Source organism: Mesorhizobium sp. M1006 (assembly GCF_040318825.1).
In the GTDB taxonomy this organism is placed as follows: domain Bacteria; phylum Pseudomonadota; class Alphaproteobacteria; order Rhizobiales; family Rhizobiaceae; genus Mesorhizobium.
In genome coordinates this window covers 59233-85654 of sequence record NZ_JAMYMZ010000010.1, presented here as the reverse complement: position 1 = coordinate 85654, position 26422 = coordinate 59233, and the positions used below count along the sequence as shown (strand labels likewise).

The following is a 26422-nucleotide window of genomic DNA, read 5'->3' as shown; positions in this document are numbered from 1 at the left end:
CCATGCAGATTGATGAAGCGCGCGAGGTGAGGACCACCTGCCCCTATTGCGGGGTGGGTTGCGGCGTGCTGGCGAAGGTCGCCGCGGACGGTGAAATAACCGTTCGCGGCGACCCGGACCACCCGGCGAATTTCGGCCGGCTCTGCTCCAAAGGCTCGGCGCTGGCTGAGACCATCGATCTCGACGGCAGGTTGCTATACCCGGAGATCCACGGTCGCCGCACCGACTGGGACGAAGCGCTCGACCTTGTCGCTTCGACCTTCTCGCAAACCATTGCCGAACACGGCCCTGGTTCGGTCGCCTTTTATGTTTCCGGCCAGTTGCTGACCGAGGACTATTACGTCGCCAACAAGCTGATGAAAGGCTTTATCGGCTCGGCCAATATCGACACCAATTCGCGCCTGTGCATGGCCTCGTCGGTCGCCGGCCACCGCCGCGCCTTTGGCTCGGACACCGTTCCCGGAAATTACGAGGATCTGGAACTTGCCGACCTGATCGTGCTGGTCGGCTCCAATCTCGCCTGGTGCCATCCGGTACTCTACCAGCGCATAGCCGCCGCCCGGGAAAAGCGGCCCGAGATGAAGGTGGTGCTGATCGACCCTCGCCGCACCATGACCTCAGACATCGCCGACATGCATCTGGCGATCGCGCCTGATGGCGACGTCGCTTTGTTCACCGGCCTGCTCGCCTATCTCGGCCAGCACAACGCGCTGGACCGCACCTATATCACGGCGCACACGACCGGCTTCGGGCAAGCGCTTTTCGCCGCCTCGGCGCTCGATCTTGCCGGCATCGCGGCTGCCACGGGTCTCAGTGAGGACGAACTGGCCCGCTTCTACAGCCTGTTTGCCGCGACGGCGAAGACGGTGACCGTCTACAGCCAAGGCGTGAACCAGTCGTCTGCGGGCACCGACAAGGTCAACGCCATCATCAACTGCCATCTGGCCACCGGCCGCATAGGCCAGCCCGGCGCCGGGCCGTTCTCGGTGACCGGCCAGCCCAACGCCATGGGCGGCCGTGAGGTCGGCGGCATGGCCAACATGCTGGCCGCCCACATGGAGATCGAAAACCCCGAGCACCGCGAACGCGTGCAGCGCTTCTGGAATGCCCCAACCGCCGCCGAAAAACCCGGCCTGAAAGCGGTCGAGATGTTCCAAGCGGTGGCCGACGGACGCATCAAGGCGCTGTGGATCATGGCCACCAACCCCGTCGATTCGATGCCGGACGCCGATGCCGTCGAGGCGGCGATCAAGGCCTGCCCGTTTGTTGTGGTGTCGGACGTGCTGGCCAAGACCGACACGGTCCGCCACGCCCATGTCCGGCTGCCGGCCACCGCATGGGGCGAAAAGGATGGCACCGTCACCAATTCGGAGCGCCGCATCTCGCGCCAGCGAGCCTTTTTGGCCACGCCCGGTGAGGCAAGGCCAGATTGGTGGATCATCGCTGAAGTCGCCAAGCGGATGGGCTTCGGCGAGGCTTTTTCGCATGTGTCGCCGGCCGACATCTTCGCCGAGCATGCCGCGTTGTCGACATTCGAGAATGACGGGGCACGCGATTTCGACATCGGCGCCTACGCCGGGATCGATGCAGGGACGTATGAGGAGTTGGCGCCATTCCAATGGCCAGCGCCGAGCCAGGGCACCCCCCTCTGGCCTGGCGGCCATCTCCCTCTCAAGGGGGGAGATTGGATGTCACCACCGGTTTCGCCAATCGTTGCCATTGCTGAAAATGCGGTGCCGGCAAAACTGCCAATCTCCCCCCTTGAGGGGGAGGTGGCCGGCAGGCCAGAGGGGCGCGCGCGGCGCCAGCCGGAGGACAAAAGCACCCGCTTCTTCGCCAACGGCAATTTCTACACACCCGACGGCAAGGCACGCTTCATTGCCATCCGCCCAGCCGCACAAACCCGCACCAGCCCGGACTTCCCGCTGGTGCTCAACACCGGGCGCGTGCGCGACCATTGGCACACCATGACGCGGACCGGCAAGAGCCCGCGCTTGTCGCAGCACATGGCCGAACCGTTCGTCGAAATCCACCCGTCGGATGCGCAGCACTTCGGCATCGGCGATGCCGAGATCGTCCGCGTCTCGACTGCCCATGGCGAGGTGCTGGTCCGCGCCCTGGTGACGGTGCGCCAACGCCAAGGCTCTGTATTCGTTCCGATGCACTGGACCGATCAGTTCTCCGGCCGCGCGCGCGTCGATGCACTGGTCGCGCCGACGACCGATGCGATTTCAGGCCAACCGGCCTCGAAGAATGTTGCCGTCCGCATCGAGCGGTTCGCCGCCACAGCCTTCGGCTTCGCCGTGCTTGCCGAACGGCCCGCATCGATCGACGCCGATTACTGGAGCCTCGCCCGCGGCCCCGCCGGCTGGCGGCTTGAAATTGCGCTGCAGGACAGCCGCGACTGGACCGGGTTTGCCGCCGCGCTATTAGGCATGGAAGGCGAGACGCTCGCCTATCACGACATCGCTGGCGGGCACCATCGCTTCGCCCGTTTCGCAGGCAATAGGCTGGTCGGCGCGCTCTATCTTGCGCCTACCCCGGTGGCGGTGTCGCGCGGCTGGGCGGTCGAACAACTTGGCGCTGACCATGCCAATCGGCAGGCGCGGCTGGCGATTGTCGCCGGGCGGCCGGGCGGCAACAGCGTCGACCGCGGTGCCATCGTCTGCGCCTGTTTCGGGGTTGGTGCCAACCAAATCGCGGAAGCGGTACGCGGCGGCTGTACCAGCGTCGCGGCAATCGGCGCCGTCCTTCACGCCGGCACCAATTGCGGCTCTTGCCGCGCCGAGATCAAGACCATTATCGACGGGCGGCGTCTGCAAGCTGCGGAGTGAATGCGCCGAGAAACTCTGCCGTGCCGCCGCATGATGCTTACTAGCAATTTACAAACCATGGGCTACCAACGTTCTGACTTCGATTCGCTCGGAACGGGAGCCTCATGGGCAAAGCCCTGACCTCATTCGCGCTTGCCGCCGCGCTGGCGGCCTTGCTGATGGCGCTCTGCCTGATGGTGGCCAGGCATGGCTATCCCTATGGCGCGATCGGTGCCAAGCGCTTGAGCGACATCGCCGATGCGGGGACGTTCATTCCGCTCGCGGCGATCTATTTTTTCAGCGCACTGCTGATGATGGTTCTACCGATCAGGCTCGCTGGCATCGTCCTGACACATGCCGCCGATGCGATCTTCTGGACGGTCATCTTGTTGTTTGCGGTCATCGTTGGATGTCTCGCCGCGAGATTTGCTTTCGGTCAGCGCGATGTGCTCCCGGCACTGCTGAACTGGCGGTTCCTGTTTGTCGCAGCCGTCGTCGGATGCCATCTCTTCATCAACGAGCTGCGCCGGAACATCCTGTTGCGAAGCCTGTTCTTCGTCGTCTTCGCCGCAGCGACACTGGCCTGCCTGTTTTGGTCCTTCACCATCTGAGCATGTGCGACCCGTCGGGCAGACGGCCTAATTCTTGTCGACCGGCTTCGAACGCATTCGCGAAACGGTCTCACGCTCGGCCCGCTTCGAACGCATCGGCGGCAGGCCGCGGTCGACCAGGTCCATGTCTTCCAGCACCATGTCGCCCATCCGCTTGAAAGCGATGTCGAGCGCACCGGCCCGGTGGGCGGAGCGCAGGAACCCCGGCAATGTGCGGACCGGGTGATCCTGGCCAAGCGGCTCCTCAGGAAAAACATCGCTGGCGGCGACGATATGGCCGCTGCGGACGATGTCCATCAGCGCCGGGAAATCGACCACGCCGGCTCGGCTGAGCAGGATGAAAGCGGCTCCCTTGCGCATCCTGGCAAACGCCTCGGCGCCGAGGAAGCCCTGGTTTTCGCTGGTCACGGAAGCGACGACGAAGACGAAATCGCTGTTCGACAGAACGTCGTCGAGAGAGGCGGGCTCGACGCCGTTTTCGATCAGGATCGACGGCGGCAGCCACGGGTCGAAGACTTTTGTCCGCGTGCGAAAGCCTGACAGCAGCCGGTTGAGCGCACGGCCAAGATCGCCGAAGCCGATAATGCCGACATCCGCGCCGGAAAGAAGCCGTGCCGTCCGGTTGCCGTCGCCGCCCCACAGCTCCTTGCCCTGACGAAAGGCGAGATCGGCGTCGACGATGCCGCGGGCGAGGTTGAGCGCCATGGCAAGGCCGAGCTCGGCCACCGGTTCGGCAAACACCAGCCCGGTGGTGACGACATGGATGCCGCGCGAAAACAGCGTCTCGTAGGGCATGTTGTTGATGAGGTTGCTCTCGACATTGAAGATGCAGCGCAGCGCCTTCATTCTTTCCAGCGTCTCCGGCGTGATAGGTGGCTGGCCGACGATATAGCGCGCCTCGGCAAGGATATCGGCCGGCAGCGCCGCCACCGCTTCGGGCGATATTTCGACGATGCGGTATTTCGATCGAAATTTCGCCAGCGCAGCCGGCGTGAAGATCAGGTCGAGCGTGCGCGGTTCGGGTGCGCTGATCACCAGCGGCAAGGCGCTGTTGGACATGATGCTTTCCTCCCGTGCGATCCGCGTCGCACCACACTGGAATCGTCTTTCCCGCCCCGACACCTATCACATGCCTGTCGAGGAGGAGAAGTTTGCCTGGCTTCGGCCTTGCGGTGCGGCGGTCGGTGGTCCAGATAGACGGCGATCGAAGGACGACAAGGAAGACAGCGACATGATCCCGTTTCGAAAGAACCTCATCGATGGAGAGTGGGTAGGCGATGCCGGCTCCCGTAACATCAACCCGTCCAATCTCGACGACGTGGTCGGCGAATATGCATCGGGAGGCGCCGAGCACGCCCGGCAGGCCATCGCGGCGGCGAAGGCGGCATTTCCGGCGTGGTCCCGATCGGGCCTGCTGGCCCGCCATGCGGTGCTGAGGAAGGCGTCGGACGAGATCACCGCGCGGAAAGATGAAATCGGCCGGGCGTTGGCGCGCGAGGAAGGCAAGACGCTGGTCGAGGGCATCGGCGAGACTGTCCGCGCCGCCCAGATATTCGACTTCTTCGCCGGCGAGACGCTGCGCCTGTCGGGCGAGCTGGTGCCGAGCGTGCGGCCCGGCGTCGGCGTCGAGATCACCCGTGAAGCGGTCGGCGTCGTCGGCATCATCACGCCGTGGAATTTTCCGATTGCCATTCCGGCTTGGAAAATCGCTCCGGCGCTGGCCTACGGCAACACCATCGTCTTCAAGCCGGCGGAACTCGTTCCGGAGAGCGCCTGGACTATTGTCGACATCCTGCACCGCGCCGGGCTGCCCAAGGGTGTGCTCAACCTGGTGATGGGCAAAGGTTCGGTGGTCGGCCAGGCCATGCTCGACAGTCCTGACCTCAACGCGATCACCTTCACCGGATCGGTCGGCACCGGCAAGCGCGTCGCCGCCGCCAGCGTCGAGCACATGCGCAAGTTTCAGCTCGAAATGGGCGGCAAGAACCCGCTTGTCGTGCTCGACGATGCCGACCTTGCCGTCGCTGTCGACTGCGCCATCAACGGTGCCTACTTCTCGACCGGCCAGCGCTGCACGGCGTCGTCCCGGCTGGTGGTGACGGACGGCATTCACGACCGCTTCGTCGAGGCGCTCAAGGACCGCATGGCCAAGTTGGTCGTCGGCGACGCCCTCGATGCCAAGACCCAGATCGGGCCGGTTGTCGACCAGAGCCAGTTGAAACAGGACGAGGACTATATCGCCATCGGACGTCAGGAAGGTGCCGATCTCGCCTTCGGCGGCGAGCGGCTCGATCGTGAAACCCGCGGCTTCTATTTGCAGCCGGCGCTGTTCACCGAAACCACCAACGCCATGCGCATCTCGCGCGAGGAGATTTTCGGACCGGTCGCCAACGTCATCCGCGTCAAGGATTATGACGAGGCGCTGGCGGTGGCCAACGACACGCCGTTCGGCCTGACCTCCGGCATCTGCACCTCGAGCCTCAAGCATGCCACGCACTTCAAGCGCAATTCGGAAGCCGGCATGGTCATGGTCAATCTGCCGACGGCGGGCGTCGACTTCCACGTGCCTTTCGGCGGGCGCAAGGGATCGAGCTACGGCCCGCGCGAGCAGGGCCGCTATGCCGCAGAGTTCTACACCACGGTGAAGACCGCTTACACGTTTGCCGGCTAGGAAAAGGCGGCAGACCAGCCAGGCAGCGAGCAAGTCGATGGCATCTGAGAATACGGACCTGACCTGGCTCAATCCGCCGCCGCACCACGCCTTCGGCAACAATACGGTGCATGTACGGACCGGCGAGGAGACCGACTTCTGGCGCGAGACGTTCTACGGCTTCTGGCGCGACAATGGCCATTTCCTCTATCGTGAGGTCGAGGGCGATTTCAGCGCCGAAGTCACGGTCAAGGGGCACTATGAGGTGCTTTACGATCAGGCCGGGCTTATGGTCCGCCTGAGCGAGACGCACTGGATCAAGGCCGGCATCGAATACACTGACGGGCTGATGTATTTTTCCGTCGTCGTCACCAACGATGCCTCCGACTGGTCGCTGGCCAGCATACCGGCCGATCCGGACGGGGTCAGGATCCGCCTGACCCGCCATGCCGAGACGGTCCGCGTCCAGTATCGCGACGCATTCGACAAGCACTGGAAACCGGTGCGGCTTGCCTATTTCCCCCCGTCGAAAACGGTCGATGTCGGCATGATGTGCTGTTCGCCGCAGCGCGAGGGCTTCGAGGTGACATTCAGCGATTTTTCGATCGGCCCGCCGATCTCGCGAGAGCTTCACGACTAAGGCGCCGCGATCCGGTCGCGCGGTTTGCGTCCGGCCTGCCTCAGTAGGTCGCCCGGCCGCCGGAGACGTCGAAGACGGCAGCCGTCGTGAACGAGCATTCCTCGGACGCGATCCAGCAAATCAGCGCCGCCACCTCATCGACCTCGCCGAACCGCGCCATCGGTATTTTGGACAGCATGAAGTCGATGTGCTGCTGGCTCATCTGCTGGAAGATCGCGGTGCGCACGGCCGCCGGCGTGACGCAGTTCACCGTCACCCCGGTCTTGGCCAGTTCCTTGCCGAGCGACTTGGTCATGCCGATCACCGCCGCCTTGGAGGTGCTGTAGGCCGAGGCGTTCGGGTTACCTTCCTTGCCGGCAATCGAGGCGATGTTGACGATCCTGCCGTAATTGCGTTCGAGCATATGCGAGACCAGCGCCTTGTTGCAGAAGAAGACGCCGTTGATGTTGATGTCGATGACCCGGCGCCAATCCTCTACGGAATACTCCCAGGTCGTCATGTTCGGTCCGGTGATGGCAGCACTGGTGACAAGGACATCGACCGCGCCAAGCGCTTCGATCGTCTCTCCGGCGGCGGCTTCGACCGCTAGGGGGTCGGCAACGTCGAGGGTCACGCTGTGCAGGCCTGGAACAATGGCCTTGGCCTGCTCGATCTGGGCGGCATCGCGATCCCATACCGAAACACGCCCGTCTTCGTCGGTGATCCTTTGCGCGACGGCCAGGCCGATGCCTGAGGCGCCGCCGGTGATAACGGCAGATCGTCCGGCAAATCGTCCCGCGAAACTCATCGGCATGTGTCTTCCTCCCACTGGGCGGCGAATGTGAAGTCAACGGCGGACAAGTTCAAGCGCGGACTTGCAACCTCAGAACAGCTTATGATGGGCCAGCACCGGTCAATTGTACGGCACTGCCTTCTGGCCAAATCGTCTCGCCCGTATGGAGAGCCCGATACGGAGAGAACGGCTGGAACGACGCACCCGGTTGGCATCCGGGTGACAGGCTGCGCCGGATGGGTTATATTGCACTGCACAATGCGAGCGCCTGCAGGCGAGGCTCCCATCGATCCGACGAATCGGCCCACGAGCGGCCCATGAAATCGGCATTGAGCTGCAAGGACGGAAAACCGCTATCGAGATGAAGATTCCAAAATCTCTGTTGATCGATCCGGACAAGAACACGGTCTATGGCAGCTTTGCCGTTGCCGTCTCGATCTGGGCGTTTTCCTACTCGACCATTTTCGGCCAGGCCATGATCCTGGCCTACTATGCAGTCTGGCTACCGCTCATCCTGGTCGACTACCGCAAGATATTAAGGCACGCTTCCAGCGCCTGGCTTCCGCTGGCCTTTGCAACCTATGTCTGCTTCTCGGTGTTCTGGTCGGCGGCTCCCGGCACCACGGCAAGAACGGCCGTCCAATATTGCTCCCATATCGCCTGCGCCTACATTGCCGCGCGCACCGTCAGCGTCCGGACCTTGACCATAGGTGCCCTGATCGGGATTTTCGTCGTCCTGCTCTACTCGCTCAAGGTCGCGGGCTATTCCTACGATGTTCTCGATGGGACGTATAATTTCGTCGGCGCGTTCAGCTCCAAGAACCAGATCGGCTTTGTCGCATCGCTTGGCATCTATTTCTGCGTTGTCTACCTCGCCTTTCTCAGGCGCGGCCGGATAAGCTGTTTGTTGATCGTACCGATTGTCCTTCTATCGGGCTATCTGCTGGTGGTGTCGCATTCCGCCACTTCAATGGCATCTACCCCCGCGGTTCTCGCTCTGGTCGCCCTGCTTTCCATCGGCAAGCTGCTTTCGCTCCGCCATCGCCGGGTGATTTTCATGATCGGTGCGGGCGGGCTGGTCGCCTGCACCGTGATTGCGCTGAATCTCGGGCTGATGGACTTTGTCCTTGGCCTTTTCGGCAAGGATTCGACGCTCACCGGACGAACCTACCTCTGGCAACAGGGCTGGAATGCCGCGCAGCAATCGCCCATCCTCGGCGTCGGCTACGCGGCTTATTGGGTTCAGGGCTTCTCCGAGGCCGAGCGGCTGTGGAACGAATTCTATATCGCCGCGCGAAGCGGCTTCCACTTCCACAACACCTACATCGAGACCTTGGTGGAACTCGGCTTCGTCGGCGCGACACTGCTTTCGCTGATCATCCTGCGCACGCTCTGGGGTCATGTCTCGGCGCTGATATTCAGGACATGGCAAGCCGATTCCGTGATTCTTGCCGGCGTCATGGTGCTTCTGTTCATCCGATCCTTCGTCGAGGTCGAGACCCTCAATCCCTACATCATGGGATCGTTCCTGCTGTACTACAGCTACTTCAAGCTGGTGAGGGTGCCGGCCGTCGCTCCTTCCCGGTGGAGCGCCGTGAACCATCTAGAGGAACCGGACGCCGTGCGAGGCTAGAGCGGGCGGATCCAGGCGGTTCGTTGCCCGAAGGCCGGCTTGTTTTCTGATCCATAAGATCCCAAACGCAAAAACCCCGCAGACCGCTGCCTGCGGGGTTGGTGCTTTGCTCCGGTGGAAAGAAGCTACTGGATGGCCAGGGGCGCCGGTTTGACCTTGATCACGTCCCCTGGCAGCACCGGCGTGTCTTCATCGGCGGTGATTTCGCTGGTCTTGCCGTCGACCACCCGCACCAGGGAAAATGATAAGGCCGCTGGTTCGTTGTTGCCGTAGAATTGCGGCATGGGGCTGCCCGACAAGGCTTCGGACATCAAGGCCTTTTCCATATTCAGCTTCAGCGTCACCTCGTTGAGATCGGCTTCCGTCTGTTGCCGGTCGGTCGCGAGGCTGGAGTTCTGGGTATTCTCGAGATCGATGGCGTCCTGGGTGGCCTTGCTGATCGACTGCTTGGCCGTGAGAATCGCCGTTTCGTAATCCAGGATCTGGCCCTCGAGATCGGCGATGGTTTGCTGCGAGTTCAAAACCCGCGTGTTGACGACCAGGCCCTTTTGCGCCAGCGAGCCGATGCCGTTGAGCTGCTCCTTCGCCAGATCAACCTGCTTCTGCTGGTTGACGATCTTTTTCTGCAGCGAATCGATCTCGCTCTGCAGCAGCGCCTTCAAATCGTCGAGCGCCTGCAAGCGCAGCTTGAGTTTCTTCTGGTCGGCCGCCAGGATCGCCGTCTCATCGGCAACGATGCTGGGCAGCTTCGGATCGTCGGCCACCTCTTTCGGCACCGCGAATGCCGGCTTGTCCGCCAGTTCCGCTTCGATGCGGGCGCGCTTGACGGTCAGCCTGACCAATTGGTCTTGTAATACGTCGAAATTGCCCTTCGCATTGATCAGGTCGCGGTCGTAGCGCTGCCCGCTCTCCGGGTTCCGCCGGGCTCCGCCGGCAATGCTCATCGCTTTCAGCACGGACAACCCAGGCACACAAGGATACTGGCCGGGCGATTGCACCTCGCCGGAGATGTAGAATGGCCGGTACTGTGCCATTTCGACGGAAGCCTCCGGCTTGTCGGCCAGAGCGAGCTTGCGCTGCAGCGCCTCGCCGAGCGATGCGGCGATCTCCGAAGTCGTCTTGCCGGATGCGGGCATCTCGCCGACGAAGGGAACCGACAAGGTTCCAGCGGGCCCGACCGTGTATTCTCCATTGATGGCCGACCAGTCACGGAACGTGCCTTCGACGGTCTGCCATTCCGCCACGCGAATGGTCAGCTTGTCCTGTGCTCCTAGGCGATAGTCGTCGGCGAAGGCAAACTGTGGCAAGGCGAGCGACAGCGTCAGGCCGGTCGCCATTGTAAGGCAAGTCGTCAAAAGCCGTACTCGCCGCATGCGTCTGGAGAGAATACCGGTGCAAAAAATATCGATTATATCTGCTTTCAACTGAGCGTTTCCGATCTGGTTTGCCCCGCCCGATGAGCTGCCGATGCCTGAGTTAGGGGCCTGAGTTCCAGGCCCGAATTCTGGACAGTCGCTCCTCGATGCACGGCCAGCAAGCGGCCGTCAGTAGCAGCCTCGCGACATCCAGACCGCGGGTACGGTCTTGATGATGATGCGGATGTCTTCGAACATCGACCAGTTCTCGACATAGTGCCTGTCGAATGCGACGCGGCTGTCATACGAAACATCGTTGCGTCCGCTGACCTGCCACAGCCCTGTCAGGCCGGGGCGCGATTTAAGATAATAGACGGCCGAATTGCCATAAATCTCCAGCTCATCGCGCACCACGGGACGAGGCCCGACCAGGCTCATATCCCCCTGCAGGATGTTGATGATCTGCGGCAACTCATCGAGGCTGAGCTTCCTCAGCACCGCTCCGACGCGCGTGATCCGCGGGTCGTTCTTCAACTTGCGGGTCGCTATCCATTCGGCGTTGGCCTCCGGATTCGCGGCGAGATAGGCAGCAAGCACCCGCTCGCCGTCTGGAACCATGGTGCGGAACTTGAGGCACGGAAAAATCCGTCCTCCGCGGCCGATCCGGCTGTGACCATAGAAAATCGGCCCGCCATCGGAAAACCTGACAAGCAGCGCTATCATCACGAACAGCGGGCTGAGAGCGACCAGGCCGATCAGCGAACCGACAATATCGAAGCTGCGTTTGAGCAGGCCGCCAATCGGTGGCGGAAAATCGACGCCGGCCTGCGAAAAATCCGCATCGGCCGGCTTGGCTACGTCCCTCATGCGTAAACTCCATACGTTGAACGGATGGTTTACCGCACGATACCAAAAAAATGTTGCAGCGCAACACACAATTTCCCAGACGGCTGTAATAGTCGCGTCATGAACTGACTAAATAATAAACTCGTCCTGCACAAAATTTCGCCTTTATGTCGCAAAAGAGACAGATTATGGGCAATTTTGGAAAAACTAGTCCTATTTTGGGGCTGATTTTAGGCGAATCGCTCTTTATACCCTCCTGTGGAGCTTTGCCGTCATTTAGAATTTCAAGATAATGACTGATGTTATGCTAAAATACTATTCAATATTATAAGTCTTACTGGAGTGAGTCGATATCCGGCAATCAGTGGTGATGCCGACGTGTGCGTTGCACCATGGCAGAGTCGATCCCGAGGATTCGTTTAAAATTTATTGCGCAGCTGCCCTTGCCGCCTATTGCGCGGCTCAATAGAGTTGCAAATTGTTTCTGTCGGACTATGGACAGATTGGGCTAGGCCGGAAGCAACCGGCCAGAAGCGGGCAACCTAAATAAGCTCGCAGAGTTTAAGGGAGGTGCTCGGGGTGGGCTTGTCGACATTTTTTCCCGAGCCGGTTGATGGGCTATCGGGTATGTCACTGCCAAAGTTCATTATCGGAATGTGTTTTGCGCTGGCGATCGTGATCGTCTGGTCCTATTTAGGCGGCGCCTCGCTCGGTACGACGCTGTTTCGTGTCATCGGCTGCGCTATAGTCATCCAACTGGGTTACTTTCTGCTGGTCTTTGCCATGGTTGCCAGAAATGCCCCGACCCCGGCCGACAAAATCCGCGACGCTGAACGAAAGCTGAGTTCGAACGAAGCGGCCGAAGCCGAGAAACTCAGCGCCAGGAGAGGCCTTCACTGATTTCGGGCCTGGCCGCGGTCTGCGATGTCCATGTGACCTGTGGTTAAGCTCGCCGGTCCCCTGACGAATTGCTCACCTCAACGACACCGGCAGTCGGCATTCCTGTTCTTTCAATTCCTTGACACTGCGGGCCTCGACGCGCTCGCTCCGCCCCGCCGCCGTCCGGTCGGCGAGGATCAGCAACTGGTTTCTGCCAGTTGAGCGCTCTGATGGAGCATGTAGGAACGGCTCTGCCAAGCGGCGCATTTCTGGAGCCATCCCGATTGAGGCTCGCCGCCTGCCCAACCGGGCCATGACACCCAGAAAAATGAAAAACTGGACGGCGCCGATGATTTTGGCGATGCTTGCTTCGCATTTGCAGCATAGGCGTTTGGGCCGATGCATTTCAGGATGGGCGGTGGGGCATTGAGCGGACGGGGCGAGGAAATCCGCAACGGCTTCTGCAACCGAGAGGCATGTCTATGACATCATTCCAGGTCTGCGTGATCATCGCCGCCCGCAATGCGGCGCGGACAATCCCGGCTGCCATTGCATCGGCATTACGCGAGCCTGAGGTTGCGGAGGTTGTCGTCGTCGACGACGCGTCCACCGACGATACCGCGAAAGTCGCCCACGCGGCCGGCGACGGCACGGGCCGTCTTTCCGTCATCCGCTTCGACGCCAATCGCGGCCCATCCTTTGCACGCAACGCCGCGATTGCCGGTTCCAGGTCGCCGTTCATCAGCATTCTGGACGCTGATGATTTCTTTTTCGAAGGCAGGTTTCACAGACTGTTCGCCAGCACCGATTGGGATTTCGCCGCAGACAACATCATGCTTGTCAGGGATGACGCGGCAACCGACGTTTCGAAAATCGTGGCTCCACCGTTCTCGCCCGAGCCGGAATTCCTCGATTTCGAGGGTTTCATCGACGCCAACATCTCCAGGCGCCGTGTGCAACGAGGGGAACTGGGGTTCCTCAAACCCGTGATCAGCCGCGCCTTCCTCGATCGGCATGGGCTGCGCTACGACGAGAAGCTGCGCCTGGGTGAAGACTATGAACTCTATGCGCGCGCGGTTGCCCTTGGCGCGCGCTTCAAGGTCATCAAATCCTGTGGCTACGGCGCGATCGTGCGCGCCGATTCGCTGAGCGGACGGCACAAGACCCAGGACCTGAAGCATCTGGCCGATGCCGACCTGGCACTGCTTGCGATCGACAGTTTGCCGGAGGCATCGAAGGCTGCGCTGAGAAGGCACGAGCGGCACATCCGCGACAAATACCGGTTGCGGAAGTTTTTAGACGTGAAGGCTGAGCGCGGGTTGGCCCCGGCCGCGGCCTACGCCTTGGCCGGCTCGTCCAACCTCACAGCCGTCGTCCGCGGCGTTGCCTCCGACAAGCTGGATGCGCTGTTTCGCCGCGCTGGTCTCGCTGCGAAGCGTCAGCATGTGCCGCCGCTGCGCTTCCTCATGGCCGGAACCAGCACGGCCAACGAAAGCTAGGCCCGTCAACGTGCGATGGCGGTAGCCACTCCCTTACCCTTCGGTCGGCTCGCACCATTTCAACGAGATTCATGAGTTTACGATCTAGGTGGTTGCCTATGCGCGCAGGGAATGGCAATCTATGTTGCGGTGCAGCAATTTTGGACGGCCAACCGAACTGGCCCGAGACATACCCTGTCGGAGGAGCTGGACGATGCAAGAAATGTCTTTTGAATGTGGACGGGCACTAAGGCCCTTCACCAGCTCGACGATGATGGGGCGCTGACTGCATGGCCTCGATCTTTCGCTTCCGGTCGAGAGATCCGGCGCGCGACACGCAGACCGACACCTCGCGCCTTGATCGGTTGGCAAAGCTGCTGGACCAGATCTCGGCCGAAGTCGAGGCGGAGAAGAGCGGCCTTGAGAACCGCTACAGGACAACGGCTACCAATGCCGCCTTTCTGGTTGAGGCGATGGAGAACGGAACGGTCTCCTCTCGCAGGTCTTCCGAAGTCGGCGAACTGACCAGGTCAATCCTGAATTGCGAGCGGCGCATCGCAGCGCTGTCGCGCCAGATGCAGAAGATGAAGGATCTCCGTCATTCGCTGGATGAAATCTTCGAAGAGAAGCGGCAGAACGGTCCCGACATAAGGACCGATTTTGTGAAGCCCGCCGATTCCGGCACAGGCTGAGCGAACACCCGGGTCGGCGCAATGGTTTTAGGCACAACACGGAGCTTGGGAGCGACAGAGGTCAAGATCAGGTTGTTTCGTCACGGTTCGAACGATCGCTTTGGGGGCGCACAGCACAAGGTGAGTTTGATATGAACGCAGGTCTTAAAAGCACGCCCGCCCCGGCAACCGGAGGCACCCCGTTCACGCGCCCGATCCCAGGCAAGCTGCGGCGGCTCCGTTCAGACGGCGCGTTTCTGCTGGTCGTTCTCGGCAGTCTGGTTGCGGGCCTGGTGCCCGCCGGCGCGCAGGATCTCCCAACCGCGCCGTCCTTTGTCGATGATTTCACCAGCCTCAGTCGCGCACGCTGGTACATTTCCGACGGCTGGACGAACGGCAAGCATCAGAACTGCACCTGGTCCAAAAGCCTGATCGGGCTTTCCGACGGCATGCTGACGCTCGGTTTCGAGAAGCGCAAGCTGAAGGATCGCGAATTCGCCTGCGCCGAGATCCAGACCAAGCAGCGCTTCGGCTACGGCACCTACGAGGCGCGGATGAAGACCGACACGGGCTCTGGCGTCAACGCGGCATTCTTCAGCTTCGTCGGCGATGCCGACAAGCAGCCGCATGATGAAATCGACTTCGAGGTGCTGACCAAGGACACGTCCAAGGTCCAGGTTAACGCCTACATAGCCGGCAAAGGCAAGAACGAGAAACTGGTCGACGTCGCCGGCGGCACCGACAAGGCCTTCAACGACTACGCATTCGTCTGGGAAAGGGACCGGCTGCGCTGGTACGTCAACGGCAAGCTTGTCCACGAGATCACCGATCCGGCGAAGCTGCCCACCCATTCGCAAAGGATCTATTTCAGCCTGTGGGGCAGCGATACGATGAAGGGCTGGATGGGGCCGTTCTCGGATCCGGGCCGCAAGCTCACCATGCAGGTGGATCGTGTTGCATTCACTGCACTTGGCCAGCCCTGCCAATTCCCCGAATCGCTGGCATGCAAGACAAACTAGAAGCGCATCTGAACCGGCCGGGCCGAAGGTGGTCGGAAAACCGAAGCTCGAACAGGCCCGAAGCCTTGAACAGGGATGAAACCGAATGAATTTGACTGTCTTTGGAATCGGCTATGTCGGTCTTGTACAGGCGGCGGTGCTTGCCGAAGTCGGCCATCAGGTGGTCTGCGTCGACATCGATGCAAAAAAGGTCGAGCGGCTCAACCAGGGTCATGTCCCGATCTTCGAGCCTGGGCTCGAAAACATGGTCAAGGAGAACCATGCCGCCGGCCGCATCAAGTTCACCACCGACGCCGCCGCGGCGATCAAGCATGGCCAGATCCAGATGATCGCCGTCGGCACGCCGCCGGGCGAGGATGGTTCGGCCGACCTCAAATATGTGCTGGCCGTCGCCGAGGCCATCGGTCGTGAGATGGACGAGCCCAAGATCGTCGTCGGCAAGTCGACCGTGCCCGTCGGCACCTGCGAAAGGATAAAGGCCAGGATCGCCGCAACGCTGAAGGCGCGCGGGCGCGAGGATCTGGCTTTCGACGTCGCCTCCAATCCGGAATTCCTCAAGGAAGGGTCCGCTGTGAGCGACTGTATGAAGCCCGACCGCATCATCGTCGGCACCAGCAACGAGGACACCGAGGCGGTGATGCGCGAACTCTACGCGCCGTTCAACCGCAACCACGAAAAGATGATCGTCATGGATGTGCGCAGTGCCGAGTTCACCAAATACGCGGCCAATTGCATGCTGGCGACCAAGATCAGCTTCATGAATGAAATGGCCAACCTGGCCGAGCAACTGGGCGCCGACATCGAGGAAGTCCGCAAGGGCATCGGCAGCGACCCGCGGATCGGCTACCACTTCATCTATCCGGGCCTCGGCTATGGCGGCTCGTGTTTCCCGAAGGATGTGCGTGCCCTGATCAAGACCGCCGAGGCCGTCAAGTTCGACGCCAAGCTGCTGCGTGCCGTCGAGGAGCGCAACAACCAGCAGAAGTCGGTCCTGTTCGAGAAGGTGGACCGCTATTTCAAGGGCAATCTCAAAGGCAAGACATTTGCGCTGTGGGGCTTGGCCTTCAAACCCAATACCGACGACATGCGCGAGGCCCCGGCCCGCACGCTGATGGAAGCGCTCTGGGCCGCCGGTGCCAATGTCCAGGCCTACGATCCCGAGGCGATGCAGGAATGCCAGGCGATCTACGGGCTGCGCGACGACCTGCAACTGTGCGGCACCAAGGAGGCCGCGCTGCGAGGCGCCGATGCGCTCTTGATCGTGACCGAGTGGAAAAGCTTCAGCGCGCCGTCTTTCGATGCGCTGAAGAACGCGCTGACCACGCCCGTTATCTTCGACGGACGCAATCTCTACGACCCCAAGGTCATCGCCCGCCACGGCATCGAATACCACAGCATCGGCAGAATGGCGGCGTGACGCTAGGGCGGTCCAGCAAGGAGCCAGGTCCATGAAAGTTCTGTTTGCGGGCGGCAACGGCTACACGCCGCAGTTCAGCGGTGGCGTTCAGTCGAGCACGCATCATCTGGTCGAGCAGCTGCGCGAGCACGGTCATGACGCCTCGGTTCTGGCGGCGCTGTTCGGTGACGGCATGTTCGGCTTCAAGGCGCGCGCCAAGATGAAGCTGCTTCGCCAGCGAGCGGTCATCGACAGCTATCCCGGCTATCCGGTCGTGCGGGCATGGTTTCCCTGGGAGGCGGCGCGCTTCGCGGTCGAACGGCTCGATCCCGATGTCGCCGTCGTGCAGTGCCACAAATCGGTGCCGATCGGAAAGGCGCTGCAGGCGCTCGGAATACCGCTGGTGGTCTATCTGCGGAACGTCGAATTCCACGAATTGGCCGGCGACCTGCGCGAATTGCATTCGGCGCTTTATATCGCCAATTCCGAATTCACTGCGCGCACCTATAAGGAAAGGTTCGGCATCGACTCGACCGTGATCCCGCCGACCATCAATCCCGGGCTCTACAGCACGCCGACCACCGGTGAATTCGTCACGCTGATCAATCCTTACAACGAAAAAGGGTTCGAACTCGCCGTGCGCATCGCCGGCCAATGCCCCGAAATTCCGTTCCTGTTCGTCGAAAGCTGGAAGCTCGACGACGACCATCGGGCGCAGATCGAACAGATCATCGCCCCGCTGCGCAACGTCAGGCTGGAAAGCCGCACCAGCGACATGAAGACCGTCTATGGCCGCACCAAGATCCTGCTGGCGCCCAGCAAATGGGAAGAGGCCTGGGGGCGGGTGGCATCCGAGGCCCATTGCAGCGGCATTCCAGTCGTCGGGTCCCGTCGCGGCGGCCTGCCGGAGGCGATTGGCGCCGGCGGCGTGGTGCTCGACTATGACGCACCGCTCGACGACTGGGTCGCCGCGGTCAGGCGACTATGGAGCGACAAGGCCGAGTACGATCGGCTGTCGGCGGCGGCGCAGCTGTTTTCGGAGCGGCCGCAAATGAACCCCGACGGCCAGTTCGCGACTTTTCTCGGCGTTCTCGACCGCGCCAGGCAAGGCGCGCTGGAGCGTGCCGCCTGATGCAATTCGTCCAAAACCATCCACGTCGTTCAAAAGCCTGCCTTTGCGCCTGACCCAGGGGTGGGAGCTGCTTTGGGACAACGACACGCACAACACCGGACGCTTGAGGCGCCTCGCACGGCGGCGACGGGCGTCATCCCTCATCCGCGCGAGCAGATCGCCGACCGGCCTCGAAAGATCGTCCATTCGATGAAGATTTGCTTCGTAGTTGATAAGTTCCCCTCTTTGTCGGAGACCTTCGTCCTCGACCAGATAGAAGGGTGCCTCGAGCGCGGCATGCAAGTCGGCGTCGTCTGCAACGAGACGTCCTTCGGCAAGGACAGCAACATCGACGATCGCCGCTGGCAGGGTCTCCCTGGCAAGGTCGTCTGCTGGTGGGGCGGGCTGGGGCGCTTTCGCCCGACGCTCAGGAGATGGTCGGGCAGGTTCTGGGATAAGCTCTCGACCGCTGTCGACATCGCTTTTGCGCGCAAGTTGCAGAACGCCGATGTGATCGTCGCGCATTTCGGCAATAACGGCATGCGCGTCGCCCGCGCCATGAAACGAGGCCGGATTTCCGCTCCGCTGGTGACCATATTCCACGGCCGCGATGTCGGCGAACCGCTGCATGACAACACGCTCACGCGCTACAAGGTTGTCTTCGACAAGGGCGTTCTCCAGCTCCCGGTGAACGCGTTTTTCCGCGATGCCCTGATCGGCGTCGGCGCACCCCCGGCGCAAGTCATGGTTCACCATATGGGCGTGCGGCCCGGTGAGATCGGCTACTATTGGCGTTCCTGGGACCGGGACACGCTGTCCTTCATCTCGGTCTGCCGGCTGACCGAAAAGAAGGGCATCGAATTCGCCCTTCGGGCGCTCGCCAGCCTGCCGCGGCGCGACTGGGTCTATTCGGTGATTGGCGGCGGCGAATTGCTGGAAGAGTTGAAGAAGCTCGCCGCAAATCTCGGCATTGCCGACCGGGTGACTTTCCTCGGGCCGCGTCCGCATGCCGAGGTCAAGCAGCGCCTGCGCAATGCCCACGTATTCCTGCTGCCTAGCGTAGCCGCGCGAGACGGCGATCTCGAGGGTATTCCGGTGGCGCTGATGGAAGCTATGGCCGCCGGGCTGATCGTCGTCAGCACCTATCACTCGGGCATCCCCGAACTGATCGAGGATCAGGAGACAGGCTTCCTCGCACCGGAGCGAGACGTTGCGGCGTTGGCCCGCAAGCTTGTCTGGGTGGCAGAGAACCCGGACAAATGCGAGCGCATCGCATATGCGGCGCGCCGCAAGATCGAGCAGGATTTCAACGCGGACGTACTCAACGAACGTTTTGCGCAGATCGTTGCTCAACTGGCCGAAGCCAGGCAGCCGGCATGAACGCCAACCCGCCCCCCCAGTTCGGTCGCGTCGCCCTGCGCGGCGGCATGGTGACGATCGGCGCGCAAGGCTTCAAGATGGCGATCCAGTTTCTCTCGGTCATCGTGCTTGCCCGTCTGCTCGTGCCCGAGGATTTCGGCCTAGTGGCTTCCGTCGGGCCGATCGTGGCCTTTGTCGGGCTGCTTCAAAATCTTGGCCTGCAACAGGCTGTGGTCCAGCGCAAGGATATCAGCACCGAGCAGCTCAACCAGGTATTCTGGATCAGTGCGCTGGTGGGGATGGGCAGTGCCGTGGTGGTTGCATGCCTGGCGCCCGCCATCGCTGCCTTCTATGGCGATCAACGCATGGTCGGGATCACCATCGGCTCTGCCTTGCCGCTGCTGCTTGGCAGCCTCGCCGCGGTGCCGCTGGCGCTGATGAACCGTCACTTGCGCTTTGGCCAACTCGCGCTGAACGACGTGATAACCGCCGCTGCCGGACTTGCGACTACCGCAATCGCCGCCTATGCGGGGCTGGGCTACTGGTCGCTGGTCATTGGCCCGGCGGTTTCGGCTGTTGTCGCGCTGGCCGCGGCATGGCAGGTGGCGCGCTGGACGCCGTCGCGGCCGGACCTGAAGGTCGATACCGACATATTGTCCTTCGGCGCCAATCTGACCGGCTTCAATCTGGCCAACTTCTTCTCGCGCAATCTCGACAACATCCTGATCGGAAAATATTCGGGCGCGATCGAGCTCGGCTATTATGACCGCGCCTACAAGCTCCTGCTGTTTCCGCTGCAGAATATCAACCAGCCGCTGACACGCGTGATGGTGCCGCTGCTGAGTCGCATCCATGAGGACAAGGCGCGGTTTCGCGACATCTATGTGCGAACCAATTGGATGCTGGCGGCCATCACTATGCCCGGCATCGCGGCGCTGACGCTGACGTCGGACCAGGTCGTCGGGCTTCTCTTCGGCGAGCGCTGGACGGCGGTGGCGCCGATCTTCGCCTGGCTGGGCATCGCCAGCCTGATCCAGTCCGTCTCGAGCACCACCGGCTGGATCTTCATCTGCCAGGGCAAGACCAAGACCATGTTCCACTGGGGCATCTACTCGTCGCTGACGACGGTCGCCGCCTTCATCATCGGCCTGCACTGGGGCGCCGTCGGTGTCGCGGCGGCCTACGCGATCAGCGGTTATGTGCTGCGCGTCCCGGTACTTGCCGTTCTTGTCCACCGGGTCGGCCCGGTGACCGCAGCCGACTTCCTGGTCATGCAGGGACTATTCATCGCGTCGTCGCTGCTCGCCTGGTCCGTGTACCGCGAGTTGCCGGCATCGCTGACCAGCCAGTCAGACCTGCTCGCGGTGGTCCTGGCGGGTGCCCTCAATTATTCGATCGGCCTGGTCCTCATGCTCGCCCTTCGCCAGTCGCGCAGCGCCCTGTTCACCACGCTTTCCAGCGCCATGCGCAACGCCCGCTAGGCCGGCAATCACCGGCCTCAAAAGCTCACCTGCCGACATCGCCGACGCATGCTCCTCAAGCACTGCCTGAAGGCTCGTCCTGCGATAGAGGTCGAGATTGGCGGTAAGTCTGCCGAGCTTCGCGCTCGCTTCCTCGGGCGTCACCGTGTCGATGTCGAGCAGCAGGTCGGCGACGCCGATCCGCTTGGCAAGTTCCTTGGTCTTGAATTCATAGGCAATCGGCAGCACCGGCGTGCCGACGCAGAGCGACATGATCATCATGTGCATGCGCGTTGCGACGACGAAGTCGAAGCCTTTCACCAGTGCCATCAGTTGCTCCGGCGTGTGGAACGAAGCGTCCACGCTGACATGCTTGGCGATCTCCGGATCGAGTTCGGCAACGATAGCCCGCGCCGTCTTGGAATCATCATGGGCGTATTCCGGCACGCCCTGGCAGGTGGAGACGAAGGTGACCTCCTTGGCGTGGTCCCTGACCAGGATGGTCGCGATCGCGCGGATCGAGTCGATGTAGCGGCGCATGCCGCCCTCGCCGTCGCTGACATAGTTCCAGTGACGGACGGAAATGGCGACGCGGCCGGTGACGGTCGCCGACTGGCAGGAGGCCAGAATTTTTCCGATCCTGTCAGTATCGGCCAGGGCAAAGACGGCGTCGGCCACGACGTGGCATTTGCCGGGGTCTTTCACCATGTCCACAATGTGGCCTCGCGAACGTTCGTCGCGCAGCAGGATGAGCGGGCTCCGGTCGAAGATCGGGCTCAACTCCTGGCGATTGTAACTTTTGTTGAACGGGCCGAGCGATTGCGTGAAGAAGACGGGGTCCTTGCCCAGAATCGCGTCGATCCGGAATTGATTAAGTCGCCGTTCCAGATTGTAAGTCTCGACAAGATAGGTTCCGCCTGTCGTGACCACGAGGTCGGCGTCTTTGTAGATATCGAGACCACGGCGATTGCTTGAGCTGAACAAACGCCCGAGAACGCCGCGGGTGCCGAACCGCCGCAGGGCATTGAGGACGAGCCGATTGTAGATCGGCTTGAACAGGTTCTTCAGCCCGCTGCCGTATTTGTAGCGGAACAGCGATTCCGACAGCAGCTTGTGGAATTCGAGATCAGGATACTCTTTCCTTGTGTAGAGCCTCGCCGCCACCTCCGGCTGGCTGTCGAAGACGTAGAACTGGATATCGTCTTGCACGATCGTCTTGAAAACATGGCGGATCGCCAGGAGAATCGCTGCATCCCCGGTATTCAGGCAGACGGTGTTTTCAACCGCGATCTTCATGGAATGACCTCATTTCGTGAGTAGTCCCGTGCTTCCATCGACGGGTGCGAAGGGGCGGATTGCAGGCGGGTTGGCCGAAAATGCTGCACGCCAAGGATGGTCCTCGCGTCGTGATTATTGGCGCGCAGCCCGTTGGCAGGCCAACGCGCGGTCCATGTGGCCCAAGCAGAGCGAGATTAACCTATCGATTTTGCAGTGCAACAAAAAACGGGGATCTTTGCTACGCTGCAACCAAAAATGTTGCGATGCAGCAAGAGCTGTACTAGCATTGTCGCGGGCGGGCCAACAGCGGTCGAGTTTTCATGCTGCATGTCTTGTACTTGGTACACGACGTCTCCGACCCGGCAGTGCGCCGGCGGATCATAATGCTCAAGGCAGGCGGCGCCCAGGTTACGCTGGCGGGCTTTCGTCGTACGGCAAGCGCAGTTGCTGATGTCGAGGGCTTGCAGCCGATCGATCTCGGCCCGACTCGTGATGGCCGATTCGCCCAACGTCTGGCCGCGATCATGAAGGCAGTCGTCTCGACCGGCTCGAAGCTGGGCTCAATGCCACGGCCCGACCTCATTATCGCGCGCAATCTGGAAATGCTGGCGCTTGCCCGCCGCGCCAGGTCGGCTTTCCAGGCAACGGTGCCGATCGTCTACGAGTGCCTGGATATCCATCGCCTGCTGCTTCGCGACGATCCGCTGGGCTGGGCGATGCGCGGCGCAGAACGCTTCCTGGCCAGGGATGTGAAGCTTCTGGTGACCAGCTCTCCGGCCTTCATCGCCAACTATTTCAAGCCGTTCGGACAGATTGCCGCCCCGGTCGAACTGCTCGAAAACAAGTATTTCGAGCCAGCCGCGGCCTCGCTGGATGACCGCGCGGCGCCGGAGAACCCCGTTGCGCCGCCTTGGCGGATCGGCTGGTTCGGGGCGCTTCGCTGCCGTCGCTCCCTGGAGCTTCTGGCCGAATTTTCGCGCCGCCTCGACGGCCGCTTTGAAATCGTCCTCAGGGGCCGCCCGGCGCTGTCCGAATTTCCCGATTTCCACGGTTTCGTCGAATCGGAACCCTGGCTCTCGTTTGGCGGGACCTACCGCAATCCCGAGGATATGGCGGCGATCTATCGCGAGGTCCACTTTTCCTGGGCCATCGACTTTTTTGAGCAGGGCCTGAACTCCGAATGGCTGCTGCCCAATCGGCTCTATGAGGGCTGCCGCTTCGGAGCCGTGCCGATTTCGATGGAAGCCACCGAAACCGGCCGGTTCCTCGACCGGCAAGGCATAGGGGTTCTTTTGCCAGAAGCCACGCCCGAGGCGCTCGAAGCCGCCGTCGGCACGATGGAGCAGCATCGGTTCGAGACATTGAGGGCGCGTGTTCTCGCCCGCAATCCGCGCATCTGGAGCTACGACCGCGCCGATTGCCGGGCGCTCGTCGAAAAGCTCCGCGGGCTGACTGCGGCTCCCGGTCCATATGCTGCCGAAGCATTGGCATAGAAGGACTGCCGATGACGCAAACCGAAATTCCATCCTGCATGATCGTGGTTCCGTGCCTGAACGAAGCGGCCCATATCGGCGCGTTGCTTCGAGAGCTCCGCCCTGCGGCCGAGAGGCTGGGCGCCGTGATCATCGTTGCCGATGGCGGCAGCACGGACGGCACCAGGCCGATCGTCGCGGACATCGCCGCAAAAGATCAGCGGGTGATCCTGCTGCACAATGAAAAGCGCTTGCAGAGCGCGGCAATCAATCTCGCCGTCGCCAGGTTCGGGGAAGGCGTCGACTATCTCATTCGCATCGACGCGCATGGCGGCTATCCAGCGGATTATTGCGACCGGCTGGTCGAAGAAGCGCAAGCCACCGGTGCGGATTCGGTCGTCGTCTCAATGCTGACCAGCGGCAGCGGCATGGTTCAGAAAGCAGCGGCAGCGGCGCAGAACTCCAGGCTCGGCACCGGCGGCTCCAAGCACCGGCATCTTTCGGCGGGGGAATGGGTCGATCATGGCCACCACGCACTGATACGGATATCGGCCTTCACCGCGGTCGGCGGCTATGACGAAACCTTCAGCCACAATGAGGATGCCGAACTCGACTATCGGCTCCGCCAGGCCGGCTACCGCATCTGGATGACCGGCAAGACGCAAATGGTCTACTACCCGCGCTCCTCGCTGAAGGGCCTCTATTTTCAATATCTCGGCTATGGCCGTGGCCGGGCGAAGAACGTTCTCAAGCACCGCATGATCCCGAAGATCCGGCAGATGGTGCCGCTTCTAGTGTTCCCCGTGGTTCTTCTCGCCGCCTTTTCCTTCGTCCACTGGCTGGCGGCCGTGCCGCTTTTGCTATGGGCGTCGGTCTGCCTCGGCTACGGCTTTTGGACCGCCGTCAGCCAGCGCAAAGCCGACATTGCGCTGGCCGGGGTCTCGGCAATGGTCATGCATTTCGGCTGGTCGGTCGGTTTCTGGCTGCAACTGCTCGCACCGCGACCGCAGCGCGGGGTAGCGTGATGGACCCGGTCAGGAAAAATCGAAGCATCGATATCTGCGTCTGCACATTTCGCCGGCCGGAGCTTGCCGACACGCTTCGCTCCATAGCGGCCATGGATATGCCCGCGGGATTCGACGTCGGTGTTATCATCGCGGACAACGACGATACGCCGACGGCCGAACAGATGGTGACGACGCTGGCTGCGGAGTTGAAGCTGCCGGTGACCTACCGGCACGCCCCGGCCCGCAACATCTCGATCGCGCGCAACGCTTGCCTCGATACCAGTGCGGCGGATTTCGTCGCCTTTATCGACGATGACGAGACGGCCACCGCTGGCTGGCTTGCCGAACTGGTGGCGACGGCGGAAGCAACAGGTGCTGCGACGGTGCTTGGGCCGGTGCAAGCCCGTTACCTGCCGGATGCGCCCGCCTGGATGCGCAAAGGCGATTTCCACTCGACCTTGCCGGTCTGGGTGAGCGGCGAAATCCGCACCGGCTACACCTGCAACGTCCTGCTCAGGATTGGCGCTGAGAGCCTGCGCGGCCGGCGCTTCAGCCTGGCGCGTGGCCAGACCGGCGGCGAAGATACGGAATTCTTCGACCAGATGGTCAAGGCCGGCGGCCGCATCGCCTTTTCGCCGGAGGCTTGGGTCGACGAAGCGGTGCCACCTGCCAGGGCGGCATTCGACTGGCTCGGCCGCCGCCGGTTCCGCGTTGGGCAGACGCATGGTCATCTTCTGGGGCGCAACGCACACGGCCTTGCCCGGCTCAAGCAGGTCGGCATTGCCGCGGCAAAGGCCGCCTACAGTTTCCTGTCGGCAATTCCGGTCGCCATCGACCCCGTACGTCGGAACCGCAGCGTGCTTCGCGGCATTATGCATGTCGGCGTCGTCAGCGGCCTCGTCGGGGTTCGTGAAATCCGCCAATACGGCCTGTCTTCGCCGCAGCAAGGGGGCAAGCGTGCAGCCTGACGTGAGCTTCGTGATTGCCGCCTACAATGCCGAGGCGACCATCGATCGGGCGATTGCCAGCGCCGTCGCCCAGCGCAATATCAGCGTCGAGGTCATCGTCGTCGACGACAAGTCGCGCGACCGGACGCTCGACCTGGCAAGATCCTACCCCGAAGACATCGTACGCGTTGTCGCGCTTGAGCAAAACCGTGGCCCCGGCGGCGCCAGGAATGCCGGCCTTGAGCTTGCACGCGGCAGGTGGGTCGCGGTCCTCGATTCCGACGACGCGGTCTATCCCGGGCGACTCTGCACCATGATCGAGCGCGCGGAGAAAGCGGGCGCCGAGATCGCGGTCGATAATCTGCAGGTCGTTCGCGAGGATGGCGTTGCCGAAGAGACGATGTTCCCGGCTGACTATCTGGAAGGCCTCGGTGAAATCTCGCTGGTAGATTTCATCAGCGGCAATGTCCTCTTCGAATCGAGGTTCAATCTCGGCTACCTCAAGCCGATCTTCCAGCGCCGGTTCCTGAACGAGAACGGGCTTCGTTACGATGAAAGCCTGATCATTGGCGAAGACTATATCCTCCTGGCCAGTGCTCTGGCTAAAGGCGGCAAATGCGTCGTCGAGCCGACGACGGGCTATATCTACCACATTCGCACCGGTTCCATCTCCCGGGTGCTCGAACTTCATCACGTCGAGGCGATGCGCAGGGCCGATGCCACCTTCGCCGCGACCCATTCCATGGATGCTGCGGCCGAGGCGGCGTTCGCCAGGCGCGCTCGCAGCCTGCGGCGGGCGGCATCATTCCTGTCGCTGGTTCAGCACATCAAGGCGCGGTCGCCGCTCAAGGCGATATGGACGGCGCTCAGCGATCCGGCGGCGGTTCGGCATATGAGCATGCCGATCGCCGTCCGGCTGCGAAGGGTAGCGGCACAGTTTGCCGTAGTGGCGGGGAGGTGAAGGGCTGCAGGTGAATGAAGACAGTTTCGCCGCCTGCGACAGGGTTGAAATCGATCTCCTCAGA

21 protein-coding genes and 1 pseudogene are annotated in these 26422 nt (G+C 61.9%); 17 read left to right on the top strand and 5 right to left on the bottom strand.

What is annotated here, in order from left to right; translation table 11 throughout:
* Positions 1-2: 2 nt before the first annotated feature.
* Complete coding sequence (locus NKH60_RS12305; protein WP_352872251.1) at positions 3-2834, top strand: nitrate reductase; 2832 nt, start codon at positions 3-5, stop codon at positions 2832-2834.
* A gap of 104 nt (positions 2835-2938) precedes the next feature.
* Positions 2939-3424: a hypothetical protein gene (locus NKH60_RS12300; RefSeq protein ID WP_352872249.1), complete on the top strand. Its 486-nt coding sequence runs from the start codon at positions 2939-2941 to the stop codon at positions 3422-3424.
* Between the two features lie 27 nt (positions 3425-3451).
* Here the strand turns inward: NKH60_RS12300 and NKH60_RS12295 are convergent, their stop codons facing one another.
* On the bottom strand, positions 3452-4483 hold the full coding sequence (locus NKH60_RS12295; RefSeq protein ID WP_352769062.1) for a hydroxyacid dehydrogenase: 1032 nt from the start codon (positions 4481-4483) through the stop codon (positions 3452-3454).
* A 175-nt stretch (positions 4484-4658) separates the two neighbouring features.
* On the opposite strand from NKH60_RS12295, the gene NKH60_RS12290 reads away from it, so the two are divergent.
* Entirely contained in the window at positions 4659-6095 is a 1437-nt protein-coding gene (locus tag NKH60_RS12290) for an aldehyde dehydrogenase family protein (protein ID WP_352454833.1), read from the top strand.
* Between the two features lie 37 nt (positions 6096-6132).
* Positions 6133-6714, top strand: coding sequence for a DUF1349 domain-containing protein (locus NKH60_RS12285; protein WP_352540401.1), 582 nt, complete (start codon positions 6133-6135; stop codon positions 6712-6714).
* 40 nt (positions 6715-6754) lie between these two features.
* Here NKH60_RS12285 and NKH60_RS12280 read toward each other — a convergent pair whose 3' ends face one another.
* Complete coding sequence (locus tag NKH60_RS12280) at positions 6755-7507, bottom strand: SDR family NAD(P)-dependent oxidoreductase (protein ID WP_352872246.1); 753 nt, start codon at positions 7505-7507, stop codon at positions 6755-6757.
* A 340-nt stretch (positions 7508-7847) separates the two neighbouring features.
* Between NKH60_RS12280 and NKH60_RS12275 the strand changes: the two genes are divergently transcribed.
* Positions 7848-9119 carry an O-antigen ligase family protein gene (locus NKH60_RS12275; protein ID WP_352813839.1) on the top strand — a complete coding sequence of 424 codons (1272 nt, stop codon included), beginning with the start codon at positions 7848-7850 and terminating at the stop codon, positions 9117-9119.
* Between the two features lie 125 nt (positions 9120-9244).
* On the opposite strand, the gene NKH60_RS12270 is transcribed toward NKH60_RS12275, so the two are convergent.
* Together NKH60_RS12270 and NKH60_RS12265 are read right to left on the bottom strand one after the other, a co-directional pair.
* Positions 9245-10456: a polysaccharide biosynthesis/export family protein gene (locus tag NKH60_RS12270; RefSeq protein WP_352540403.1), complete on the bottom strand. Its 1212-nt coding sequence runs from the start codon at positions 10454-10456 to the stop codon at positions 9245-9247.
* A 207-nt stretch (positions 10457-10663) separates the two neighbouring features.
* On the bottom strand, positions 10664-11341 hold the full coding sequence (locus tag NKH60_RS12265) for a sugar transferase (RefSeq protein ID WP_023676307.1): 678 nt from the start codon (positions 11339-11341) through the stop codon (positions 10664-10666).
* A gap of 558 nt (positions 11342-11899) precedes the next feature.
* On the opposite strand from NKH60_RS12265, the gene NKH60_RS12260 reads away from it, so the two are divergent.
* The 8 genes from NKH60_RS12260 (at position 11900) to NKH60_RS12225 (ending at position 20714) form a co-directional block, all read left to right on the top strand.
* Entirely contained in the window at positions 11900-12220 is a 321-nt protein-coding gene (locus tag NKH60_RS12260) for an exopolysaccharide production repressor protein (RefSeq protein ID WP_352469919.1), read from the top strand.
* 455 nt (positions 12221-12675) lie between these two features.
* Positions 12676-13698 carry a glycosyltransferase family 2 protein gene (locus tag NKH60_RS12255; RefSeq protein WP_352469920.1) on the top strand — a complete coding sequence of 341 codons (1023 nt, stop codon included), beginning with the start codon at positions 12676-12678 and terminating at the stop codon, positions 13696-13698.
* A gap of 269 nt (positions 13699-13967) precedes the next feature.
* Positions 13968-14369: a hypothetical protein gene (locus NKH60_RS12250; protein ID WP_352469921.1), complete on the top strand. Its 402-nt coding sequence runs from the start codon at positions 13968-13970 to the stop codon at positions 14367-14369.
* Between the two features lie 131 nt (positions 14370-14500).
* Complete coding sequence (exoK, locus tag NKH60_RS12245; protein ID WP_352872242.1) at positions 14501-15367, top strand: endo-1,3-1,4-beta-glycanase ExoK; 867 nt, start codon at positions 14501-14503, stop codon at positions 15365-15367.
* A gap of 85 nt (positions 15368-15452) precedes the next feature.
* The gene (locus NKH60_RS12240) at positions 15453-16784 is read left to right on the top strand and encodes a UDP-glucose dehydrogenase family protein (RefSeq protein WP_352448451.1); all 1332 of its coding nucleotides are present in this window, start codon (positions 15453-15455) and stop codon (positions 16782-16784) included.
* Between the two features lie 31 nt (positions 16785-16815).
* Positions 16816-17895, top strand: coding sequence for a glycosyltransferase (locus NKH60_RS12235; protein ID WP_352872239.1), 1080 nt, complete (start codon positions 16816-16818; stop codon positions 17893-17895).
* 72 nt (positions 17896-17967) lie between these two features.
* Positions 17968-19254 carry a glycosyltransferase gene (locus NKH60_RS12230; protein WP_352872237.1) on the top strand — a complete coding sequence of 429 codons (1287 nt, stop codon included), beginning with the start codon at positions 17968-17970 and terminating at the stop codon, positions 19252-19254.
* A complete protein-coding gene (locus NKH60_RS12225; RefSeq protein ID WP_352469926.1) occupies positions 19251-20714 on the top strand; it encodes a lipopolysaccharide biosynthesis protein in 1464 nt (487 codons plus the stop codon). Before NKH60_RS12230 ends, NKH60_RS12225 begins: the two co-directional genes overlap by 4 nt.
* A 222-nt stretch (positions 20715-20936) precedes the next feature.
* Here NKH60_RS12225 and NKH60_RS12220 read toward each other — a convergent pair.
* Positions 20937-21989: pseudogene (locus NKH60_RS12220) on the bottom strand (polysaccharide pyruvyl transferase family protein); the annotation flags it as partial.
* 302 nt (positions 21990-22291) lie between these two features.
* On the opposite strand from NKH60_RS12220, the gene NKH60_RS12215 reads away from it, so the two are divergent.
* From NKH60_RS12215 to NKH60_RS12200, 4 genes are read left to right on the top strand one after another with little or no spacing between them, the layout of a single operon-like run.
* Positions 22292-23464 (top strand): glycosyltransferase family protein, encoded by a 1173-nt coding sequence (locus tag NKH60_RS12215; RefSeq protein WP_352872235.1) that lies wholly within the window; start codon positions 22292-22294, stop codon positions 23462-23464.
* A gap of 11 nt (positions 23465-23475) precedes the next feature.
* A complete protein-coding gene (locus NKH60_RS12210) occupies positions 23476-24468 on the top strand; it encodes a glycosyltransferase family 2 protein (RefSeq protein ID WP_352872233.1) in 993 nt (330 codons plus the stop codon).
* A complete protein-coding gene (locus NKH60_RS12205; RefSeq protein ID WP_352540410.1) occupies positions 24468-25418 on the top strand; it encodes a glycosyltransferase family 2 protein in 951 nt (316 codons plus the stop codon). The genes NKH60_RS12210 and NKH60_RS12205 overlap by 1 nt, the downstream gene beginning before the upstream one ends.
* Positions 25408-26358, top strand: a complete 951-nt coding sequence (locus tag NKH60_RS12200; protein WP_352872230.1) for a glycosyltransferase family 2 protein — start codon at positions 25408-25410, stop codon at positions 26356-26358. The genes NKH60_RS12205 and NKH60_RS12200 overlap by 11 nt, the downstream gene beginning before the upstream one ends.
* Positions 26359-26422 lie beyond the last annotated feature (64 nt).

What these genes read in the sequence shown, in the direction of transcription:
- NKH60_RS12305 (WP_352872251.1), top strand. Translation starts at nt 3, where the DNA reads ATGCAGATTGATGAAGCGCGCGAGGTGAGGACCACCTGCCCCTATTGC.
- NKH60_RS12300 (WP_352872249.1), top strand. Translation starts at nt 2,939, where the DNA reads ATGGGCAAAGCCCTGACCTCATTCGCGCTTGCCGCCGCGCTGGCGGCC.
- NKH60_RS12295 (WP_352769062.1), bottom strand. Translation starts at nt 4,483, where the DNA reads ATGTCCAACAGCGCCTTGCCGCTGGTGATCAGCGCACCCGAACCGCGC.
- NKH60_RS12285 (WP_352540401.1), top strand. Translation starts at nt 6,133, where the DNA reads ATGGCATCTGAGAATACGGACCTGACCTGGCTCAATCCGCCGCCGCAC.
- NKH60_RS12280 (WP_352872246.1), bottom strand. Translation starts at nt 7,507, where the DNA reads ATGCCGATGAGTTTCGCGGGACGATTTGCCGGACGATCTGCCGTTATC.
- NKH60_RS12275 (WP_352813839.1), top strand. Translation starts at nt 7,848, where the DNA reads ATGAAGATTCCAAAATCTCTGTTGATCGATCCGGACAAGAACACGGTC.
- NKH60_RS12270 (WP_352540403.1), bottom strand. Translation starts at nt 10,456, where the DNA reads ATGGCGACCGGCCTGACGCTGTCGCTCGCCTTGCCACAGTTTGCCTTC.
- NKH60_RS12265 (WP_023676307.1), bottom strand. Translation starts at nt 11,341, where the DNA reads ATGAGGGACGTAGCCAAGCCGGCCGATGCGGATTTTTCGCAGGCCGGC.
- NKH60_RS12255 (WP_352469920.1), top strand. Translation starts at nt 12,676, where the DNA reads ATGTCTATGACATCATTCCAGGTCTGCGTGATCATCGCCGCCCGCAAT.
- NKH60_RS12250 (WP_352469921.1), top strand. Translation starts at nt 13,968, where the DNA reads ATGGCCTCGATCTTTCGCTTCCGGTCGAGAGATCCGGCGCGCGACACG.
- exoK (WP_352872242.1), top strand. Translation starts at nt 14,501, where the DNA reads ATGAACGCAGGTCTTAAAAGCACGCCCGCCCCGGCAACCGGAGGCACC.
- NKH60_RS12240 (WP_352448451.1), top strand. Translation starts at nt 15,453, where the DNA reads ATGAATTTGACTGTCTTTGGAATCGGCTATGTCGGTCTTGTACAGGCG.
- NKH60_RS12235 (WP_352872239.1), top strand. Translation starts at nt 16,816, where the DNA reads ATGAAAGTTCTGTTTGCGGGCGGCAACGGCTACACGCCGCAGTTCAGC.
- NKH60_RS12225 (WP_352469926.1), top strand. Translation starts at nt 19,251, where the DNA reads ATGAACGCCAACCCGCCCCCCCAGTTCGGTCGCGTCGCCCTGCGCGGC.
- NKH60_RS12215 (WP_352872235.1), top strand. Translation starts at nt 22,292, where the DNA reads ATGCTGCATGTCTTGTACTTGGTACACGACGTCTCCGACCCGGCAGTG.
- NKH60_RS12210 (WP_352872233.1), top strand. Translation starts at nt 23,476, where the DNA reads ATGACGCAAACCGAAATTCCATCCTGCATGATCGTGGTTCCGTGCCTG.
- NKH60_RS12205 (WP_352540410.1), top strand. Translation starts at nt 24,468, where the DNA reads ATGGACCCGGTCAGGAAAAATCGAAGCATCGATATCTGCGTCTGCACA.